Below are 20,626 nucleotides of genomic sequence, written 5' to 3'. Positions count from 1 at the left end.
GTTTTTGTTTGAGAAAGCTCTGATGCTCAGGGCATTGGGAAGCTGCGGCACAGCTCACGCACTTCACCACCAACCTGGAAGATGGTTACATCATCCAGGCCCGAGGCGACGATGCGGTCGATCCATTCTGCGATCTGGAGGAATTCCTTTTCGCCAAAGCCTCGTGTCGTCATTGCCGGGGAACCCAGACGGATGCCGGAGGGGTCTTGCGGGGGGCGGTCATCCCAAGGCACGCTGTTGTAGTTAGCCACCAGTCCCGCCCGGTCCAGTGCTTCGGCGACGGCTTTGCCGGGTAGCCCTTTCTTGCGCAGGTCGATCAGCAACAGGTGGTTGTCTGTGCCGCCGGTCACCAGGGTAAAGCCACGTTCAAGCAGGCCACGGCCCAGCGCCTGGGCGTTGAGCACGCATTGCTTAGCGTATTCGGCAAAATCCGGTTGGGCGGCTTCGTGCAGGGCGACCGCGATGGCAGCGGTGGTATTGTTGTGCGGGCCACCTTGCAGGCCGGGGAACACGGCCTTGTCGATCTTGCTGGCGTGTTCGGCGCGGCACATGATCATGGCGCCACGTGGGCCGCGCAGCGTCTTGTGCGTGGTGGTGGTTACCACGTCAGCGTAAGGTATCGGTGAGGGGTGCGCACCACCTGCTACCAGCCCGGCGATGTGGGCCATATCGACCAGCAAAGGGGCGCCGATTTCATCGGCAATCTTGCGGAAAGCCGCGAAATCAAGCTGACGGGGGTAGGCCGAGTGCCCGGCAATGAGCAGCTTGGGCCGATGTTGCAGGGCCTTGGTGCGAATCAGGTCGTAGTCGAGCAGCCCCGTGTGCGGGTCCAGCTCATAGGAGGCAATGTTCCAGTATTTGCCGGTGATGGAGGCCCGGGAACCGTGGGTTAGATGCCCGCCGTGGGCAAGCCGCATGCCCATCACCGTGTCACCAGGGCGTACAAAGGCCAAGTAGGCAGCCAAGTTGGCAGGCGAGCCGGAGTAGGGCTGCACGTTGACGTGTTCGGCATTGAAGATCAGGCGGGCACGAGCCATTGCGAGCCGCTCGACCTGATCGACAATCTGTTGCCCCTCGTAATAACGGGCACCGGGGTAACCTTCGGAATACTTGTTGGTAAGGACTGAGCCACAGGCTTCGCGCACGGCGGCTGAGGCGAAGTTCTCGGAGGCGATCAGGCGGATGCTGTCGCGCTGTTTTTCTTCTTCAGCCTGAAGTAGGGCGGCGAGTGCAGGATCGAACATCGGAAGGGATGAGAGGAATTGCATGGCGATCTCCAACTGCTAAATGAGTTGGCCGATCAGGTGTGCACGCCGGGGCGCCTTTGCCTGATCGGCAAGGAACTCGCCCAGACGCGCGGCTTCTCCAGCGGTTACCCGATGGTTCCGCACTCCCCTGGGGTGTCGCTCCCCGATTAGCGTCAGTCATGCGGACAGGGAAAAGTGTAGCCGCCTCGCTCTGGCAGCGCAATGGGTTTGCTTAAGGGGGTGGCTGCGTTTATCGGGTTGCCAGAGCGATGCTGGCGGCAACGGTGAAAAGCGCTACCCCGGTGAGTTTTTCCAAACCGCGCAGATGGCGTTCCAGGCGCGCCATGACGCGCGGATGGCCGACCGCCCAGGCCACGCACAGGTCCCACAACAGCACGATGGCAAACATCCACAGCCCGTATCCAGACTGGATGATCAGCGGGGTATCGTGCTGGATGACAAGTGTAAACAGGCTGACGTAGAACAGCGAATTCTTCGGGTTGAGGATGCCGGAGAGGAAGCCCGCGCCAAACTCTTGCCACCAAAGGGTAGCGCGGCCTACCTGATTGGATATTTTGGCCTGCCAACTGGTTGCGAAGGGCGCGCGTAGAAAGACCCACCCCAGCCAGGCCAGATAGAGACAGCCCGCCCACTTCAGGATGACAAAGATCAGTGGGTATGCGCTCAACAGGCTCACGCCCATGACGGCAAACGCGATGAAAATGCCATTGGCAAATGCGATGCCAGCACACACGCCACTGGCCATGCGGAAACCGTGGCGCAAAGCACTGCGCAGGATAAGGAAGAAATCCGGCCCAGGGCTGAGCAGGGCAAGGAAATGGGCGCTGGCCACAAGGAGGAATTGGGTATGCAGGGACATTGGGCAGACTTTCGTGAAGCAGAAAGCCGCCAGCTTGGCCTCATCAGCTTGCCGGGTATTGAAGGATATTGCGCCGGTACTGGTTGGGGGTGACGGCCACGCGTTGCTTGAAGGCGCGCTGGAAATGGGCCTGATCCGCAAAACCCAGCGTGAGGGCAATCTGCGCTAACGGCATGCCTTGCTCAAGCAGAGCACGCGCACGGTTGATGCGCGCATCCAGTTGCCAGGCATGCGGCGTCATCCCCACGCTGCGCTGGAAGGCACGAATGAAGTGATAGCGGCTCATGCCAGCCGTTTCGGCCAATGTTTCCAAGGGAAGATGCTCGCTGCATCGGTCCAGGATCAGGGTTTTGACGGCCTCCAGCCGGGGCGGCTTGATGCTGGAATCCGCAGCCGCGTAGAGTGCTTGCGCAGGGCTGAAGGTCTCGGCGGCGAAGCAGACCAGGGCAGCTTCCTTGTCGGCAAGCGTGGTGGCACCAAACAGGCAGGCATTCAGGGCCGTGAGCCCGGCATGAATCTGCTGGGGCGGTTTGTCTCCACCTGCCTGGGTCAGGGCAATGGCATCAAGCTGGGCGAGTTCGCCCACTACCTGCTCCAGCCAGTTTTCGTCCAGATAAAGCATCTGGTAACACCAGGCGGCTGCGTTTTCCGGGTTGCAGGCGTGCACCTCTCCAGCCGGGATGAACACCACATCGCCACGTTCCAGGCGCTGCTTGTGCAAGCCGTGGCTAAACACCGAACTGCCCCCATCTACAGCCCCAATCGAGAATGCTGTATGTGTATGAGGTGCATAGCATGCGGTGCTGTCACGTGCGCAACGGCTCTGCGCAAAAGCAAGGGCCTTGTGGCGCCAGAAGCGATGGGTTGGGGGTGATGATGCTTGGGGCATTATGGTTGCAATGTGCTCTCGGCCACGGTGCGGCTGCCTTGCCAGTAGCCGCTGTAAGTGCTGCTGCGTACTGAGCAGGCCGAGGCAACGAAGTACGAGCTACGCTCCACCTCAATGGCTTCTCCCCGCGCATTCAGTTGGACCCCTGCCAGATCCATGCGGACTTTGTCGGCATGGATGGCCGTTTGCCCGCTGATTTCGCTGGCGGTGGCAATCAGCTCGGAATTGCTGATGTCGATGGCGACCTTGTCGGAAGTAACTTGCACGTTGAGCATTTGCACAATGGAATCCCGTATGACGATACGCTCCGCCTGCAAATCGCGCAATTGTACTGCCGTGCAGCCATTCAGGCGAATTTCACGAAACTGCCCGCTATAGTGGGTGCCGGTTTCGCCATTGCATTGGAGATCCGGTTTGCCCGTGCCCAGTGGCGGAGGGGGTGGCGCAGGGAAGGGCGGGAGTTCCAGCGCCAGATTGAGTTGGCGCATGAAGGCATCCCGGTTGCCTGCTTCCATGGGAACGTGGCCGACTCCGGGAAGCGTTTGTAACTGTGCCAACGATAAGCGCCTTGCTAGCATCTGCCCGGTGCGTAGAGGGGCGATGGGGTCCTCCTCACCCCAGATGATCTGGGTGGGGAGCCTGAGCGTGTAGATGGCCTGGGTGAAATCTTCCTCCGCCAGCGCCATGGCTGCGTTCGCGTTGCTGCGCGAGCCCAGTACGGTACTCCATACATCGTCCGAGGCATTCAGCAGCGCGGTCGGGTCGGGCATGCCAAACACCTTTTCCAGCGCGGTATCGCTGGCGTCCCGGGCATGTGCGAGCAATCCACGCAGAAAATCCGGCATGCCTTCGCCATTGAGACGTCCGGTAACGGTGTGCTTGACGAAGGATGTACGCTGCAAAATGCCTGCAGCATCCACCAGCACCAGCTTGCTGATCTGTGCCGGGTAGGTCGCGGCAAACCGTAGGGCAACGGCGCCTCCCATTGAGTGACCCACGACAATCGCGGGGCCATGCGCACGGCGGGTGAGCAGCCAGCTTAACACCCGAGCATAATTGGTGGGGGAATACTTGCCTGCCGGGGTGCTGGAATAGCCAAAACCGGGCAGGTCCAGGCTCAGCACATGGTAGCGTTGCGCCAGCGGGCCAATGATATCTGCCCAGTCTGTCAGCCCGTTTTGTCCTAGTCCATGCACCAGCAGTACGGTTTGGGGGTGATTCTGCCCGGCTTCAAGGGTCAGCACTTCGCCATTGAATATGGGCTCATGCTCCATTTGTAGTAGCCACTGACTCGGCAGACTTTGCCGCAATGCCGCCAGCGTGTGGAGCTTCTCACGGCAGTAGTTGCACTGTGGTGTGCTTGCCCCGGTCGTGGGCAGGTCCTGCGCCTGCCCGGCCAGCGGGTAGAGGCCAGCCAGGCAACATATCAATATGGCAAACAAGCCGCTGCGCAGCATGAGCGCATTCCCTTTGCAAAAGAAAGGAATGGTAATGTAGTTTGCGCAGCGTAAGTGCTGATCTGCTTAGTGGTAGGCGTCCAATGCCTGTGTAAACTGCCCAGAATTGTTTAAGGCGCCCATCTGGTAGCCGTTCCAGCCCGGGTAGGCCGCCGGTTCCCAATAGAATACCCCCAGGCCATAGCTGCCCTGGGCTTTAACCTTGGAGATCAGGTCGGCAATCATCGCCTTGGCAGCGTTGGCCTGCTGCCAATCCATGCCGATTTCGGCCACCATGATGGGTTTGCCGTAACGGGCAACCATGTCAGTCATGTTGGTGGCGATGTTGGTGTTGTAAGTGGACCACGATGCGGCGTCGGGATAATGAGACATGCCAATTACATCCCACTTCGCCCCGGCATTCTTGATGCCGTCAAAGAACCAGCGATACATGGAATTGTCATATCCATTGGACAGGTGAATAACAACCTGGGTGTTGGGATACACCGCTTTGGCGGCCGTGTAGCCACTGTTGATCAGGCCCGCAAGCTGTGGGAAATTATCGTACTTGCCCTCGGGCCAAAGCATGCCGCTGTTGATCTCGTTCCCGACCTGTACCCATTCGACAGTAATGCCATTGGTTTTGAGCGTATTGAGCACATCATGGGTGTGGTTATAGACATCAAGCTTGAGTTGCTCGTAGCTGTCGTTGGCCCAAGCGCTGGGTTTGGTCTGGTGAGCCGGATCAGCCCAGGTATCGCTATAGTGGAAGTCGATCATGATGCGTTGCCCCAGGGCTGCAGCGCGTTTGGCTTTGGCCAGGGTGTCGGCGGTGTTATTCCAACCATCGCTGGGGTTGACCCATACGCGTAGCCGGATGGCGTTGGTGCCCAGGTTCTTGAGCAGCGCGAAAGGGTCTGTGGCGATATTGCTGGCGCTGTAGAACACCTTGCTGGAGGCTTCCTCCTGCGTGACCCAACTGACGTCTGCGCCATAGGCGAAGTCGACGCTAGAAATTGGGGTGCCTGTACTACCGTCACTGCTGCTACCGCTCCCACCTCCGCCGCCACACGCGACCATGCCCAGCATACACAGGCACGCCAAGCTACCAGCAGTCCAAGCACTCCACTTCATTGCTTTGTCCCCAATAATTAAACGTTTAATCATTTTTGATAAATAGCGCCTTAAAATTAAGGCCAGCCTAGCATAAACGATAAATTTGGTTAAAAACGCAACTGCATCTGTATGTTTTTGTGAAATAGTTCGGTAAACCTCTCTTGACGCTAAACTGATTCGTGGCAGACTTGAATTCGCTTAAAACGTTTAATCAAGACGAACGTTTGGTTTTCGTTTTTTGGTTCATCATTTCGGGCATTTTGCTCAATCGTCAGAACGAGACAGGCAATCGTTATTTAGTGGCATGCGCTTGTTGTTGACATGCGTGATGTTGTTGGGCCAATGAAGTAAAGAGCGGCAACTCATTAAGAGGGGGAAGGTTGATGTTTTCCAGAAGATTTTGTTTGCGCAGCCTGGTAGTCGGGTTGTCGATGTGTACATTGGGCTCGGCTTGGGCGGCGGACAAACCCGGCCTGACCATCTGGACGGGCGATGAAAGTTTTGCTGCCGGGTTCCGCAAGGTAGCTGAAGATTACACGCGCAGAACCGGGATTCCGGTGACTGTGACCATGCCTTCCCAGCGCGTGACCGATGCGTTCCAGGAAGCCGCCTCCAAGGGGTTGAAGGGGCCGGACATTTTCATCTGGCCGCATGACCACATTGGTGAGTGGGCCCGCAAGGGGTGGATACTGCCGATCAATCCTTCGCCACGTTTGAAGGACGATGTGTATCAGATCGTTTGGGATGCTTTGACTTCCAATGGCAAGCAGTGGGCTTATCCGGTCGCCGTGGAAGTGTTGACCATGGTTTATAACAAGAACCTGGTGCCCGAACCGCCCAAGAATTACGAAGACCTACCCGCCTTGCACCAGAAGCTCAAATCTAAGGGCGTGACCACCATGTCGTGGGACGTGCGCAGCTCCTATTACTCTTGGCCACTGCTGGCTGCTGGTGGTGCGAACGTGTTTTCCCGTGACATGAATGGCAACTACCTGCCCAAGCAGGTGGGTGTGAACCAGCCCACCGTGCTCAAGGGTTTGGAATACACGATGTCGTTGGTCAAGGACGGGATTATCCCCGGCTCCATGCAGACCAAGGAAGCGGAAGAAGCCATGAAGAATGGCAAGCTAGGGATTCTGGTGACGGGCCCATGGCTGTGGGGTGACCTGAAGAAAGCCAACATCAACTACGGCATTGCCCCGCTGCCCAACTTCGGTGGCCGTGCTGCACGCCCCTTTGTGGGGGTTGTGGGTGCGATGGTGAGTGCCAAGTCGACCAACCAGAAGGCTGCCTTTGACTTCCTGGAAAATGCCATTACGCCGCAAGGCCTGCAAGTCATCAACAAGTACCGCCCGCTTGGTATTCCCGCCTCCAAGGAGCTGTTCTGGGGCTTCTATGAAGATGAACATATCCGCAAGGCAATGGAAGGCGTGTTCACCGGCGGTGTGATGCCTAACAACCCGGAAATGCAGTACTACTGGAAATACTTCGACAAGGCGCTGGCTGATTCCTTCTCGGGCGCTGCCAAGCCCAAGGATGCGCTGGACACCGCCGCCAAGGCGATGGCCGCAGGCCAGTAACGATTGGGGGGGCATACTCAAAACTCTGCACGGTTTTAAACCGTGCAGAGTTTTTATTTTCGGCTTCTGAAATTATGGTGCGCTTGGTGCTGGCACGTAAAAAGCTTGTTTGGCGTCTCGATCAAAGCCAGCGGCTTCATAGAAGCTCAGGGTCTTCTCGTCCTTGCGCCCAGTCATCAGCATCACCTTATAACAGCCCAGTTGCCAGGCCATGTCGCAGGCATGATTCAGCAGGCTACGGGCATAACCGTTCCCCCGCTGGTTTGCGGTGGTAACCACATTTTCAATCAGCGCATAGGGACGTGCGCCACGGGTAAGATTTGGGATGACAGCCAGGATGCAGGTGCAAACTAGGGTTTTGCCAAGATAACCGCCAAGAATGCGTAGCTTTTTGTCATCACGGATGCTGCGCCAAACCGCTTCCACCTCCTCACGCACCGGTAGTGGCGCGTCCCCAGGATTCAATTCTGCGTACAGCGCCAGTAGCGCATCCAGATCATTTTCTGCAAGAGGGTGAATGTCAAGTTCAGTCATGATGCAGGCGTGAAGATGATATAAGCATTTTGTGGGATAGATGTGAAAAAGGCGCACCCCTCACGAGGTACGCCTTTCGGTGTGAATGCCTGCGCTGAACGCTGAAATTACAGCGTGTTGACGGCGTTCAGTTCCTTGAAGGCCAGTTCGAGACGGGCGATCATGGTTTCCTGGCCCTTACGCAGCCAGACGCGCGGATCGTAGTACTTCTTGTTCGGGCTGTCCGGGCCTTCCGGGTTGCCCAGTTGGCCTTGCAGGTAGCCTTCCTTGGCCTTGTAGTAGTTCAGAACGCCTTCCCAGGTTGCCCATTGGGTGTCGGTGTCGATGTTCATCTTCACCACACCGTAGGAGACGGATTCTTCGATTTCGGCAGCGGTGGAACCCGAACCACCGTGGAACACGAAGTCCAGGCTCTTGGCGGGCAGACCGAATTTTTCGGACACGTACTTTTGCGAGTTGTCCAGAATCTTCGGGGTCAGCTTCACGTTACCGGGCTTGTACACACCGTGCACATTGCCGAAGGAAGCAGCGATGGTGAAGCGCGGGCTGATCTTGATCAGGCGCTCGTAAGCGTAGGCGACGTCAGCCGGTTGGGTGTACAGAGCAGATTGGTCCATGCCGGAGTTGTCCACGCCGTCTTCTTCACCACCGGTACAGCCCAGTTCGAGTTCCAGGGTCATGCCCATCTTGGACATGCGTTCCAGGTACTTGCAGCAGATGTCGATGTTTTCTTCCAGCGGTTCTTCAGACAGATCCAGCATGTGGGAGGAGAACAGCGGCTTGCCGGTTTCCTTGAAGTGCTTTTCGCCAGCGTCGAGCAGGCCGTCGATCCAGGGCAGCAGCTTCTTGGCAGCGTGGTCGGTGTGCAGGATAACGGGCACGCCATAGGCTGCAGCCACAGCGTGAACGTGCTTGGCACCGGAGACGGCGCCGATGACCTGGGCCTTTTGGCCTTCGAGCTTCAGGCCCTTGCCGGCGAAGAATTGCGCGCCGCCGTTGGAGAACTGGATGATGACCGGAGCCTTGACCTTGGCAGCGGCTTCGATCACGGCATTGACAGAATCGGTGCCAACCACGTTGACAGCGGGCAGAGCGAACTTGCCAGCCTTGGCGGCGGCAAAGATCTTTTGCACGTCATCACCAGTGGCAACACCAGGTTTCACAATATCGAGAATCTTCGTCATGAGGGAAATCCTTAAATATGAAAGGCTCGGCACAGGTACGACTGTGTGCCGAATGGGGTTACTTAAAAGGTTGCTAAAAGATACTAACTAAATACTGTATTCCATTTCCGAGGGGATGCCACGCCAACAGGCATTAGGGACTTCCCGAATTCTTGATAACGGGTCAGACCATGCTCAGCAAGGCTCTGCGTAGCAGAAGTTATCAGTATATTCGATGCCGAGATTCTTTTCTTGATTTGCGACACCGAAAAGCCCCAAAAGGGTGTGTGGGGCGACCGGGATCAGGGGCGGCTCTTCATCAGGCCGCGCCAGATTGCGCGCGGGTTGGTGCTAAAAGGGTATGTTCAGTGGGTAGTGGTTTACCCGCAGACCAAGAAATGCAATTCCTCTTGTGTGTTGTGCTGCTGGCATGGACTGCTGCAAGCGCTGTAATTTTATTCAGAACAAGAGTTTGGCGGCTTGCAAAGCTTCACAGGTTGTTTTCATTCTGAATGATTAAACGTTTCATTTATAAAAAATGAAAATTATCTTTAGTGCAAAAGATGAACAAAAATCAATCCATTAACTATTGAAATGACTGGATAAATTTTTTGTTGATTTGCTGGAGGGCTTGATTTAACGTTATACGCAGGGTGCAGCTTGACCCGGCGTTTCGCCTTAAGTGGGGACGAACTAAGGCGGAATGGAGCGTGTAGGCAAAAAAGTTCGCAGACAATAAAGTGGAGACAAAATCATGCATCACACCAGACTGGGCGCCGCTTGGCGCGCGTGCGTATTGGGTTTGAGTCTGTGCCTGCCTTTGGGGGCGCATGCGGCAACGTTTGCCAAAGGGGCGGACGTGAGTTGGGTGGACCAGGAGGAAAGTGCCGGTTACAAGTTCTACAACAGCTCAGGGGTCGCCACAGATCCCTTCGTGCTGCTCAAGAACATTGGTGTCAACGCCATTCGTTTGCGCGTGTGGGTCAATCCCAGCAGTGGCTGGAACAATGGTGCCGATGTCCTCTACAAAGCCAAGCGTGCTGTGGCGCAGGGGCAGAGCATCATGATCGACTTCCACTACAGCGATAGCTGGGCGGACCCGAGTCAGCAGACAAAGCCTTCTGATTGGTCAGGCCATACCTATGCGCAGCTCAAGACGGATGTGTATAACCACACCTACAACACCTTGAATTACCTCAAGAGCAATGGTGTGACGGTTCAATGGGTACAGGTTGGAAATGAGATCAACAGCGGCATGCTCTGGCCGGAAGGGAGCACCAGCAACTTTTCGCAGCTGGCCGGGTTGATCAATAGTGGCTACAGTGCCACGAAGGCGGTATTCCCGAGCGCCTCGGTGATTTTGCATCTGGCTAACGGCTACAACAATACCGTGTTCCGCTGGTTCTTTGATGGCGTCAAGAATGCGGGGGCGAGCTGGGATGTGATCGGGATGTCCCACTACCCGGCAGCTTCCAGCTGGTCGACAACCAACGCGCAACTGGCTACGAATATGTCTGACATGGTGTCGCGCTATGGCAAGTCGGTGATGATCTGTGAGATCGGCATGGACTGGACCCAGGCCGCTACGGCCAAGAGCATGATTGCCGATACGATGACCAAGGTGCAGGCGCTGGGGAGCAAGGGCCTGGGCGTGTTCTACTGGGAGCCGGAGGCTTATCCCGGGTGGCAGAATTACACCATGGGCGCTTTGAACGGCAACGGCCAGTTCACCTCGGCAATGGACCCATTCTGATCTTCCCTGTTTTTTTGCAGTAAATGATTCGGGTATGATGCTTGACGCATTGTACCCGATTTGTTTTTGTGCTTTTGAAAATGCCGGAAGTGCTGAAATTGAGCATTACGGGTGAAGGCAAAACAGATATCACTTTTCACCAGACAACGCTGCGAGTCCTCAATGAATACAGCGACGGATGTTCAACGCCCTTCTCCCGAACAGGTAGTGGGCTTTTGGCAGGCATTTATGGCCAAGGTATCTTTGCGTTCGCAGTCTTGCAGAATGGTCGGCGTGAATTGAGGTTTTATGTCAGTGATCCGGTCAAGGCCACGGCTCAGGTCCAGCAACAAATCGGGCAGTTGCGCATCTCTGACTATGAGCATGGTGTAGAGGCCGACTACACTTGGGACGCCTACTATGAGTTCTATTTGCGGGTGATTCAGAAGAGTAAGAAACCTGCCATGGAGGGAAAAGAATTGGAAATTACAACTACCGAGTCGAACGTTGTCTATCGTAACCGCTGGATGACGGTGCGCGAAGACAAGATTCTGAGGGCGGGCGATGTGCCGGGGATTTACGGCGTTGTGGAAAAAACAGATTTTGCCGTGATTGCGGCGATTGAGGGTGAGCAGATTTATCTGGTCGAGCAGTATCGTTATCCGCTCAAGGCCCGCTATTGGGAACTGCCACAAGGTTCGTGCGAGGATGAGAGCCTGCCTCCCCTGGAACTGGCAAAGCGGGAGTTGCGTGAAGAAACCGGGTTGGTGGCAGCTTCCATGCAACATATCGGCCATCTGTTTGTGGCAGTAGGGTACTCCAGCCAGGGTTATGACGTGTTTCTGGCCAGCGGACTGAGCCAGCAGGAAAGGGACTTGGAGCCGGAGGAAGCCGGGCTGGTCGTCAAGGCTTTCAATATTGCGGAGGTCAAACAGATGATTCTGGATGGGGTGATCCGCGATGCAACGGCAGTAGCAACCTTTGGTTTGTTGAGCCTGCGCGGAGTAATCTGATCTTGGGTAAAAAGCGTAAGTTACAGCGAGTGCATGCAAAAAGCATTGTGGGAGCAGGTGGCTTCTGCTCCGAGATCGCGGCAATCGTCTCTGCGGAGATTGCTTTGGGCAATCGCATTGCGCAAGCCCCGGAACATGCGGGCTGGCCGGAGGCTGAGTCCGTTTTCGGCGAACTAGCCGAGGATTTCCGCACGGACATACAGCACCCGCCAGCCAATGTCAGCTATTCGGTCTGCAATGATCCACACTATGGCTGGTACGGTGAATATTATTGCAAAATCCACAAACACCTGCTGGTGGCAGGGAAATGCCGACATAAGTAGGCAGGAGTGGTTGATGTGGCAGGGTCGGTTTCCCCGCTGCGGAAGTGTATTTTACCCTTTCATGTGCATGAACCTTGGTATGAGTCTGCCCTCGTGCTCCACCTCTTCCACAAACATTGCATAAGGTCGTGCCCATAGGCCGCTGGCATTGTAGAGCGGGCGATAGATGACCAGGGGCTCCTGTGTTTCGCTATGGCGGGCGACACCAACAACCTCATATTCCCCGCCTTTGAAGTGACGATAAGTACCAGGCTTGAGCGTTGGAAGCGGAGTCAATGAGGTGTCGGCCATGTTTAGTCAAATGATGCTGCAAGAGTAGGGTTATTTGTGGTGCGGCGTGTCGGTGAATGAGAATACACCCTTGTCGTAGGCCTGGGTATAGGTATGCCAGTCTTCTTCTACGCGGGCAGCGCATTCCTGGGCAAGCTCCATGGTACGCGCGCGCCATTTTTTGCGTTCGGCAAATTCGATGAGTTCATCCATGCAGGCCGCGCCTTTGCGCCCGCTGCTGCGCAGTTGGCTCCAGGCGAGAATCTCGGCCATGGTTGTGATGACAGTGCCCAGGCGCAAAGGGTGTTGGGCACAGTGAGCCAGATTGATACAGTCTTCCGATGCCTGCATTTCACGCAAGACGAAGGGTTTTTTCCCCACTTCCACCGCATGCAACAATGCAATGGGGATGGCCTGCATGTAGGTTTGGAGGCTGACGATACGTTCGGCCTCGGAGCGCCAACGTGGCTCTGGTGTCTTCAGGCAAGGGGTGAGAGAAGAGGTTTGTGCCGCTTTGAGGTCAAGCAGGTAAGTGCCATCGGGTGAGCCTTTGCCACGCACAAGGATCACATAGCGATCCAGGCCCAGGCTCCCCAGTCCGCTGACGCGGCGGGCGATGTCGATCACCTTGAAAAATCGCGGATCAGGCTGTTCTTGCGCGAATTCGGCCATGAAGGTGCTGACTTTCTCGCGTTGTCGGTCCGTCACAGCGAGCGCCTTGCCTGTATCGAGGCGGATGCGCCGGTTCTTGCCATGCAATTCGGTGCGTCGATCCAGCAGATCAATGCGACTGCGCTCGCGCAAGCTGTCGAGCAGCTTACGGATTTCGCCTTCGGCTGTTTCACGCTCGACCCAACGTGCTTTGCCCGTGCTCAAAGCTTCGGCATAGGCGTTGAGTGCGGTTTGACCCAATTCGCGTGCCATCTCCGGGTCGATGCCCAGCACGGGGGCCGCCACCAGGACGCTGCTGATCAGCCGTAGCACAGGCCAAGTGCAGGGGGCAAGAGTGGCTTCGTCGAAATCGTTGATGTCGAAATAGCACAGGCGATTGTCACCCTTGTAGGTGCCGAAATTTTCAAGATGCATGTCGCCGCACGTCCACGCCAGAGGCGCGCGATACAGGCTTTTGTCTTCCGGTAGGCGGGCATGGAACAGATGACAGCTTGCGCGCAGGAAACTGAAGGCGTCGCTGCGCATGGCAGCATATTTCATGGATAGCCGTTCCGGGTCGCGGTGGGCATTGTATTCGAGGATGGAGGTGATGATGTTCAGCATGTCTGGCTCCACAATATTTGGATTCGAGTGTTTGCCTTTCTCTCTTACTAGAATGATATTGCAGGATGTTTAAACGTGCGAAATCCGGGGCTTTTGGGCAGGGGGATAGACGCACGCAAAAACGGGAGCAGACGGTTATTCCGCCTGCTCCCGTTTGATGCTTGAACGACTTGGCGCTGATCAGATCAGGGCTTAAAGATCCACGCCCATGACAAGCGAGAACCCCGGCGTGGTGCTTGGGCGCTGCATGTTTTCTTTCATCAGGCCAGACATCGGGAATTTGACCTTGCCATCAAACCATTTGTTGTAAATATTTTTGAATTCACTCTGCAAGAAAAGGGTTTTGAGCGAGTTGTTCACCATTCCGACGAATTTGGTGTCGTTCTTGCGCATCGGGAAGGCGACCACTTCCACCGTCAGCGGCCAGGTTGTTAGCTCCAGATTTTGCGGACTCTTGCTGGTGGCGCGGAGGAATTCCAGCAATACGTCCAGTTGGAAGAAGCCTTGGGCACGACCCGACTCTACCGCTGCCAGACCCGCCTCGCTGGTGGGAACGTACATGATGTTCAGCGTGGGGTAGTCGCTGCTCTTTAAGCGCAGGAGGATTTTGTCGGCCGAGGTGCCTTTGATGGCGGCTACCGTCTTGCCTGCCAGATCGCCTTGGCTCTTTAGACCCGCTTTGGGGTTGGTGAGAAAGCGCAGGGCACCAAACAGCACAGGGTAGCTGAAGTCAAAGTCGTTTTGCCGCAATTTGGTGTTGGAGGAGAGCGTGCACTCCATGTCAATTGCGCCAGATTTGAGCTTTTCAAAGCGGTTCGCGGCGCTGACTTCCACGTCTTGCGCACGCAGGTCTGGCAGCTTGAGTTCCTTTTGCATCAATTCGACGACTTTGTGGCAGACATCGATTGAATAGCCCGCAAACTTCCCATCTGGCGCCTTGTTGGAAAAAGGCGGGGCACCATCCCGCACGCCGATGTTGACCACATGGGTTTTCATGATGCGGTCAATCGTGTCGGTGCTTTGAGCGTGGGCAACACTCATGCTCAGGCTGAACAGCCCTATCAAAAAGCCCAGGCAAGGCTTTGCTTTTGCAATCAGGTTAGGCAAATACATCGTAGCTCCCAAATGTTATAGAGGTGGAGAAGCTGAAAAAAGGGGGATGTTAAGTTCTGCTGAATGTTTTCAACTGTCCTGCATAAAGTCATATGGCATTGTTGTTATACCAATGCCTGATTCTAATGAAGGGGTAGGGGGGGGGAATGTAGCGACTCAGGGACTTGTAGGATCAAACCCGAAAAGCCGTGCGGGGGTACTCACCAGTACAATCTCTTTTTCATCCGGATCGGGGAACCATGTGTCGAGCCGGTTCTTGTTGTCGGGATAGGCGGTGAGTTGCTCATAGCATGTGTGTGGCCAATCGCTGCCCCACAGCATGTATTCAGACCCAAAACTTCGGCGGAGTGCGGCCATCCACTGGTCGATGGTTTTTTTGCTGGTAGCACACCGGTAGGGGGCCGAGGCCTTGACCCATACCTGCTTGCTGTGCGCCAGCGTGAGCAGGTATTGGAAACCGGGATCTTTCTCGCCCAAGGTGGGGTCGGGCAGGCCAATGTGGTCGATAATGACCCGCAGCCCCGCATCAAGCAGGTCGGGAACAAGCTCGGGCAGGTCATGCGCTTGGCGTTGGATTTCAACGAGCCAGTTGCGCGCCGCCAATTTTTTCAGCAGGGCTTGCCAGGTCTGATTACGCAGATCGGGCAGGGGCATTCCAAACAGATTCAGGCGAATCCCGACTGCGCCTGCAGCCGCCATCCGCTCAAGCTCTTCGTCGCTGATATCCGGGGTGACGACTACAATGCCACGCAATTGATCGGGGAAGCGTTGCAGGGCATCCAGCAGGTAATCATTGTTGGTGCCCAGGAAGCTTGGCTGTACCAGCACGCCATGCGAGATGCCATTGGCTTCCAATTGGGCCAGATAGTCCTCGGGCGTTGCGTCATACGCCGGAGCATAACGGCGCTGTTTGGCAAGCGTCAGCCCGCGGTGAAAAATATGGGCGTGGGTGTCCACGCCACGAATTTTGGGGTTGGATTGACTTGGCATTTTGCTCTTGATCTATGCTTTGGCCTCATTCGCTACCATGGTAGCTTCCGGGGCAACGGCTTCGAGCGCCTTGCCCTTTGTTTCTGGCAGCATGAGCACGGCGAGGAACGCGACACCATAAGCAATGGCGGCATCGATACCGATGGCTTCGCCCAGTGGCATGGATTGGCTCATGTGGCCGACCAGAACCGGGAAGGCAGCTGAGACGATGCGCCCGAGGTTGTAGCAGAAGCCAACCCCCGCGCCGCGCATGTTGGCCGGATACAGTTCATTGAACAATGCGCCCATACTCGCCGGAATGCCAGCAGCAAAGAAGCCCAGCGGGAAGCCCAGGATCAGCATCTGGGTATTGGTCAGCGGCAAGAAGACATAGAGCAGCACGGTAATTGTGCAGCAGATTGAAAACAACGCCACATTGCGGCGTCTGCCGATGCGATCAAGCAATGTGGCGCTGGCCATGCAGCCACACCAGAATGCCACGATGATGACAGTCAGGTAGCCGCCGGTGGAGAGTACGGATAGGTGACGTTCTGTTTTAAGGAAGGTGGGCAGCCATGTCATCAAGGCGTAATACCCGCCGTGCGCACCCGTGCCAAGAATCCCCCCCAGTAAGGTGATGCGCAGAGTGGCGGGAGAGAAGATTGCCAGCAGGCTGACGCGGGAGGCGGCTTTTTCGCGTTGTGTGCGCACCGGTTCGGCCAGGGAGCGGCGTACATACAGTATCAGCAGGGATGGCACCAGACCCGCACCGAACATGACACGCCACGCGATGTCGGCAGACAGCCAGGAGAAGAGGCCGGTATAGACCAGCACCGATGCGCCCCAGCCGACAGCCCATGCGCTTTGCACGGTGGCCATGACCTTGCCACGGTGCTCAGAGCGGATGGTTTCTGCCATCAGCACAGCGCCAGCCGCCCACTCACCGCCAAAGCCAAAGCCTTGAAGCGCCTTGAAAATCAGTAATTGTTGGAAATTTTGCGCAAAGCCGCTGAAGAAGGTGAACCCCGCGAACCATAAAATGGTGAGTTGGAGTGTTTTGACCCGCCCCCAGCGGTCGGAGAGAAAGCCTGCAATCCACCCACCAATGGCTGATGACACCAAGGTTGCGCCGCTGATCAAGCCAATCTGCGTTTTATCGATGGCCAATGCCGCGATCAAGGCGGGAATGGCCAGCGTGAAAATCTGTGCGTCCAGCGCATCCAGCCCCCAGCCGCTGAAACATGCCCAGAACGTTTTGCGCTCAATGCGGCTTACTTGTTTATACCAACCAAACATCCTGCCTCCCAATATATATCCCGGGTAAAAATAGAGTGGCATCCATCGTGTACCAGAGCATCAGGCGGCGCTAGAAGCAAAGCCTGACGCGATGAAATGCCAATCGACTCATCTGCTACATGATGAATCCAGCCGCTGCGTTACTGGAATGGGTGTGCCAGGGTGGCGCGATATGCATGCCATGACATGACATTGTTATGTCTGCGGCCCTGTTTATAACACTCTGGTTCTGAATGTGAACCTCCGATGCCGTCAGCTTAACGCATTCTTACAATTTGTTGTATGAAAACATCTAGTCATATATATGACTGAATGTATGGTGAGTAAGGTAAGAGCAGATCGGCTGCGTGTCAATATGGCATTGGTAGTTTGGGTACTGGCTGTAAACCCTGACGCAGACTAGAATGTGGCATCAAACATATGAAGAATAACGTCATGAGCAATTCGCCCCTGGGCGGGGATCAACGCCTACCTCTGTATCAGCAGCTGCGTGATGATCTGGCGCGCCGGATTGCTGCGGGTGAATGGCTGCCGGATGAGGCAATTCCGACTGAGGCGGAAATCAAGACGGCCTACAACATTGCGATTGGTACTGTGCGCAAGGCGGTAGATGCCCTGGTGGCAGAGGGCTTGCTGGAGCGCAGCCAGGGCAAGGGGACTTTTGTGCGTCGCCCGCGTTTTGACGCCTCTCTGTTTCGTTTTTTTCGTTTTCAAAATGCAGCGGGCGAGAAAATCCGCCCCAAGAGCCGCATTCTTGCGCGCACGGTGGAATATCCGGCACAAGTGATTGCTACAAGCCTGGGCCTGGGGGCCAGGGTCAAGGCGATTCGCCTGCTGCGTTTGCGGGTGGTGGAGAACGAACCTTTCCTGATTGAAGAAATCTGGCTGCCTCGTGCACGCTTTTCTGCGCTGCTTGATTTGGCCCTTGAAGATTTTGGCGACTTGCTCTACCCCCTGTATGAATCGCGCTGCAAACAGGTGGTGGCTTCTGCCCAGGAAACGCTGACCGTGGAGTTGGCAAGTCCTCCCTTTACAGACTATCTGAAGGTACCACCTTCGACACCCCTGGTGGTGATTGAGCGTATCGCCTACGGCTACGACAAGCAGCCCCTTGAGTGGCGGGCTTCACGCGGTGCTGCGGAGCGGTTCAAATACCACGTTGATATCCGCTAGGTCTGAACAAGTTCTTAAAACGTGGGCGGGCTTTTGCCAAGCCGCCCACGAAAAAACCCGCAATCGTTGCGATTGCGGGTTAAAACCCGGCGGTTGCAGCCGGGACCCGATGATGAGGAGGCTGTCCCGGGATTCTCAGGCGGCTTTCTTGCTCTTGGCTGCGCCAGTCGTGGAGTTGACGGCCTTGACGGTTGCGTCAGTAGCGGCGGCTACGTTGGCTTCGGTCAGTTCAACTACTTGTTTGGCGGCCTTGCTCATGCTGTCATAGGCAGAGCTGGCGGCGGCAATGGCGGACTTGACGGCGGCCACAGCCACGTCGGAACCTGCGGGAGCAGACTTGGCAGCCTTATCCAGGGCAGCGGTCAGATTTTTGTTGGCTTCGCCGATCTGGCTTTCGATGATCTTGGAAACTTCGCCTTGGATCGAAGCGGTGATCTCGTACACGCTGCGGCCATAGGAGACAATCTTTTCAATCGTCGGTTGTGCCAGGGAAGATTGCAGTGAAACCAGCTCTTGCACATCCTTGGCGCCCAACAATGTCTTGGTGTTGGCCACGCTGTCTTCAAGCAGCGAGCGGGCGGTGTTCAGGTTCAAGGTGGCGAGTTTTTCGACGCTGCCAAAGGCGGTGTTGGCCAATGTCAGGATGGACTCGATATTGGCCTTGTTGGCGGCTGCAATTTGTTCAGGGGTAGCGAATGTCATGGGTGATCTCCGGTATATAGGTTGCCAGGCAGGCACACTGCCTTCAGGGCACATCAACTTAGGGTGCGTTTGACGCGCTGCACAATGTCATTTTACGTTGTGAAAGTCCGAAGTCAAGAATAAATATTGCGCTGCAGCAAAAATTTCATATAAATCCAAAAAGCTTTGCTGTGACTCACATTCTGCCGAACTTGCACTGTGCAAAAGCCCTCTTTTTGACTTGCACGATGGATTGTGGTGAAGCGATTTGTGCAGCGCAAGATGTTCGTTCGGGCAGATGATTTTGCGGTGCGGCGTAAAAACGAAACGATGGAGGAAGATGCCTGGATCGGCTTTTGCTACATAAATGGTCTGCCAGCGTTACAAGGCTGGGTGAAATCTCCATGGCGAGGCGTTACACTGGCGACGCCTGTGCCACAAGTGCAGGGAATGAGTCAATCTTGAGCCCTGATCGGGCGGGAGTTTTACATGAAAGTCACAGTAATAGGGATGGGGGCTGTTGGCACCGAGATCGTAGGGTTTCTGGTCAACATGAGCGATGTGTCCGAAATCGTCGCCATCGACCGCGACCACGGCAAGTCTTTGGCAGAGATGCTGGATTTTGCTCACACCACGGCATTCACCTACGCTAAGAATCCATCTCTGATCGCCGGGGATTTCGCTGACAGCGCAGACAGCGATATTGTCGTCATCACCGCTGGCGCACAGATGCAGAAGGGCCAGACGCGCGATGATCTGGTTCGCGTCAATACCGCCATCATGCGCGATCTGATCGCACAGATCGAACGCTATTCTCCCCAGGCCATCGTGATCATGGTGACCAATCCAGTGGATGTGATGAGCCATGTCGCCTTGCATGCGTCCTCCTTCCCGCGCAACCGGGTGATTTCGGCAGGAACCATCATCGATTCGGCGCGCTTCATGCGCATCCTGAGCGACCATGTGCGGATTGATCCCAAAAACATTTTTGGCTATGTACTGGGCGATCATGGTTCCACCGGGTTTATTCCGTGGAGTATCTGCAATGTGTGCGGCATGGATGTTGACAATTACTGCCGCCAGAATGGCATTGAGCCCATTGATAAGGCGGCGATCCGCCAGCGTGTGCTGGATGCCGGGTTTGAGATTTTCAACCGTAAGGGCAACACCAACCACGGGATTGCTGCCAGCGTATTTCGGGTGATTCGGGCCATTGAAACCAACGAACAGTCTGTACTGCCTGTGGGGGTGATGTTGCAGGGCGAATATGGGGTGCAGGATGTGGTGATGAGCGTGCCCTGTGTGATTGGCCGCAGTGGGGTGGAAAAGATCCTGCAATACGAATTCACGGCTGAAGAACGGGCGGAATTCGCACACTCAGAACAACACCTGCGGGAATTGATTGCTCTGACCCGCTGATTCCTTCAATCCGGCTGGATGTGGCGGGCCGCTTCGGCGACAATGGTGGGATGTTCGATATCGTCTTGTACCAGCCGGAAATCCCGCCCAATACCGGAAATATCATCCGTTTGTGTGCCAATACCGGCGCCCGGCTCCACCTGGTGGAGCCGCTGGGCTTTGTGCTGAGTGAAAAATCCCTGCAACGCGCGGGGATGGATTACGCAGAGCTGACCAATGTGAGCCGTCACCTTGATTGGCAAGCCTGCTTGGCTGCATTGCAGGGGCGGCGCTTTTTTTATCTGACCACGCGTGGCACGCATCCCCCCAGTGAGGTGCAATTTGCACCTAGCGATGTGCTGGTTTTTGGTTCGGAAACACGTGGGTTGCCTGCATTTATTCTGGATACGGCCACGCCTGGGCAATGCCTGCGTCTGCCGATGATGTCGGGCTGCCGCAGCATGAACCTCTCCAACAGCGTGGCGGTGGTGGCCTATGAGGCTTGGCGGCAGCAGGGCTTTGCGGGGGGCGTTTGAAC

Annotated in this window: 20 protein-coding genes and 1 riboswitch; of the genes, 7 read left to right on the top strand and 13 right to left on the bottom strand. The window is 56.0% G+C overall.

Translation table 11 applies throughout. The features are described 5' to 3' along the window. Positions 1-26: 26 nt before the first annotated feature. The 5 genes from B145_RS0117780 to B145_RS0117755 all read right to left on the bottom strand — a co-directional run bounded on the left by B145_RS0117780 (position 27) and on the right by B145_RS0117755 (position 5,586). A complete protein-coding gene (locus tag B145_RS0117780; protein WP_018609133.1) occupies positions 27-1,268 on the bottom strand; it encodes a serine hydroxymethyltransferase in 1,242 nt (413 codons plus the stop codon). Between the two features lie 71 nt (positions 1,269-1,339). Beyond that, positions 1,340-1,438, bottom strand: a riboswitch (ZMP/ZTP riboswitch). A 59-nt stretch (positions 1,439-1,497) separates the two neighbouring features. Continuing rightward, positions 1,498-2,127: a LysE family translocator gene (locus B145_RS0117770; protein ID WP_018609129.1), complete on the bottom strand. Its 630-nt coding sequence runs from the start codon at positions 2,125-2,127 to the stop codon at positions 1,498-1,500. Between the two features lie 43 nt (positions 2,128-2,170). Further along, positions 2,171-3,016, bottom strand: a complete 846-nt coding sequence (locus B145_RS0117765; RefSeq protein WP_018609126.1) for a helix-turn-helix domain-containing protein — start codon at positions 3,014-3,016, stop codon at positions 2,171-2,173. Then, positions 3,016-4,473, bottom strand: a complete 1,458-nt coding sequence (locus B145_RS0117760) for an alpha/beta fold hydrolase (RefSeq protein WP_018609124.1) — start codon at positions 4,471-4,473, stop codon at positions 3,016-3,018. Before B145_RS0117760 ends, B145_RS0117765 begins: the two co-directional genes overlap by 1 nt. Before the next feature lie 66 nt (positions 4,474-4,539). Next, entirely contained in the window at positions 4,540-5,586 is a 1,047-nt protein-coding gene (locus tag B145_RS0117755) for a glycoside hydrolase family 53 protein (RefSeq protein ID WP_245541888.1), read from the bottom strand. Positions 5,587-5,972: 386 nt separating this feature from the next. On the opposite strand from B145_RS0117755, the gene malE reads away from it, so the two are divergent. After that, positions 5,973-7,148 (top strand): maltose/maltodextrin ABC transporter substrate-binding protein MalE, encoded by a 1,176-nt coding sequence (gene malE, locus B145_RS0117750; RefSeq protein ID WP_157288492.1) that lies wholly within the window; start codon positions 5,973-5,975, stop codon positions 7,146-7,148. A gap of 72 nt (positions 7,149-7,220) precedes the next feature. Here malE and B145_RS0117745 read toward each other — a convergent pair whose 3' ends face one another. Both B145_RS0117745 and fbaA read right to left on the bottom strand, forming a co-directional pair. Then, complete coding sequence (locus B145_RS0117745) at positions 7,221-7,682, bottom strand: GNAT family N-acetyltransferase (protein ID WP_018609117.1); 462 nt, start codon at positions 7,680-7,682, stop codon at positions 7,221-7,223. Between the two features lie 107 nt (positions 7,683-7,789). Further along, the gene (fbaA, locus tag B145_RS0117740; RefSeq protein ID WP_018609114.1) at positions 7,790-8,866 is read right to left on the bottom strand and encodes a class II fructose-bisphosphate aldolase; all 1,077 of its coding nucleotides are present in this window, start codon (positions 8,864-8,866) and stop codon (positions 7,790-7,792) included. Between the two features lie 733 nt (positions 8,867-9,599). Between fbaA and B145_RS0117735 the strand changes: the two genes are divergently transcribed. From B145_RS0117735 to B145_RS0117725, 3 genes are all read left to right on the top strand, one after another. Then, positions 9,600-10,598: a glycoside hydrolase family 53 protein gene (locus B145_RS0117735; RefSeq protein WP_018609111.1), complete on the top strand. Its 999-nt coding sequence runs from the start codon at positions 9,600-9,602 to the stop codon at positions 10,596-10,598. 89 nt (positions 10,599-10,687) lie between these two features. Next, positions 10,688-11,590, top strand: a complete 903-nt coding sequence (locus B145_RS29125; RefSeq protein ID WP_211209872.1) for an NUDIX domain-containing protein — start codon at positions 10,688-10,690, stop codon at positions 11,588-11,590. Between the two features lie 29 nt (positions 11,591-11,619). Beyond that, on the top strand, positions 11,620-11,913 hold the full coding sequence (locus B145_RS0117725) for a hypothetical protein (protein WP_157288491.1): 294 nt from the start codon (positions 11,620-11,622) through the stop codon (positions 11,911-11,913). Between the two features lie 51 nt (positions 11,914-11,964). Here B145_RS0117725 and B145_RS0117720 read toward each other — a convergent pair whose 3' ends face one another. From B145_RS0117720 to B145_RS0117700, 5 genes are all read right to left on the bottom strand, one after another. Next, the gene (locus B145_RS0117720; RefSeq protein ID WP_018609106.1) at positions 11,965-12,204 is read right to left on the bottom strand and encodes a DUF1653 domain-containing protein; all 240 of its coding nucleotides are present in this window, start codon (positions 12,202-12,204) and stop codon (positions 11,965-11,967) included. Between the two features lie 30 nt (positions 12,205-12,234). Then, positions 12,235-13,458, bottom strand: coding sequence for a DUF2252 domain-containing protein (locus B145_RS0117715; RefSeq protein ID WP_018609103.1), 1,224 nt, complete (start codon positions 13,456-13,458; stop codon positions 12,235-12,237). 192 nt (positions 13,459-13,650) lie between these two features. Then, the gene (locus B145_RS0117710; protein WP_245541887.1) at positions 13,651-14,499 is read right to left on the bottom strand and encodes an amino acid ABC transporter substrate-binding protein; all 849 of its coding nucleotides are present in this window, start codon (positions 14,497-14,499) and stop codon (positions 13,651-13,653) included. Between the two features lie 228 nt (positions 14,500-14,727). Continuing rightward, the gene (locus B145_RS0117705) at positions 14,728-15,561 is read right to left on the bottom strand and encodes an amidohydrolase family protein (RefSeq protein ID WP_018609100.1); all 834 of its coding nucleotides are present in this window, start codon (positions 15,559-15,561) and stop codon (positions 14,728-14,730) included. Between the two features lie 12 nt (positions 15,562-15,573). Beyond that, positions 15,574-16,836 carry an MFS transporter gene (locus B145_RS0117700; RefSeq protein WP_018609098.1) on the bottom strand — a complete coding sequence of 421 codons (1,263 nt, stop codon included), beginning with the start codon at positions 16,834-16,836 and terminating at the stop codon, positions 15,574-15,576. A gap of 435 nt (positions 16,837-17,271) precedes the next feature. Here B145_RS0117700 and B145_RS0117695 point away from each other — a divergent pair, with 435 nt between their 5' ends. Next, entirely contained in the window at positions 17,272-18,009 is a 738-nt protein-coding gene (locus B145_RS0117695) for a GntR family transcriptional regulator (RefSeq protein WP_026259261.1), read from the top strand. A gap of 135 nt (positions 18,010-18,144) precedes the next feature. Here B145_RS0117695 and B145_RS0117690 read toward each other — a convergent pair whose 3' ends face one another. After that, positions 18,145-18,711 carry a phasin family protein gene (locus tag B145_RS0117690; RefSeq protein ID WP_018609093.1) on the bottom strand — a complete coding sequence of 189 codons (567 nt, stop codon included), beginning with the start codon at positions 18,709-18,711 and terminating at the stop codon, positions 18,145-18,147. A 468-nt stretch (positions 18,712-19,179) separates the two neighbouring features. Between B145_RS0117690 and B145_RS0117685 the strand changes: the two genes are divergently transcribed. Continuing rightward, complete coding sequence (locus tag B145_RS0117685) at positions 19,180-20,109, top strand: lactate/malate family dehydrogenase (protein WP_033407576.1); 930 nt, start codon at positions 19,180-19,182, stop codon at positions 20,107-20,109. Between the two features lie 50 nt (positions 20,110-20,159). After that, on the top strand, positions 20,160-20,624 hold the full coding sequence (trmL, locus tag B145_RS0117680; protein ID WP_018609091.1) for a tRNA (uridine(34)/cytosine(34)/5-carboxymethylaminomethyluridine(34)-2'-O)-methyltransferase TrmL: 465 nt from the start codon (positions 20,160-20,162) through the stop codon (positions 20,622-20,624). Positions 20,625-20,626: the final 2 nt, after the last annotated feature.

The organism is Uliginosibacterium gangwonense DSM 18521 (assembly GCF_000373965.1).
In the GTDB taxonomy this organism is placed as follows: Bacteria; Pseudomonadota; Gammaproteobacteria; order Burkholderiales; family Rhodocyclaceae; genus Uliginosibacterium; species Uliginosibacterium gangwonense.
The sequence above is the reverse complement of the archived record's forward strand: the minus strand, read 5'-3'. Positions and strand labels throughout refer to the sequence as shown.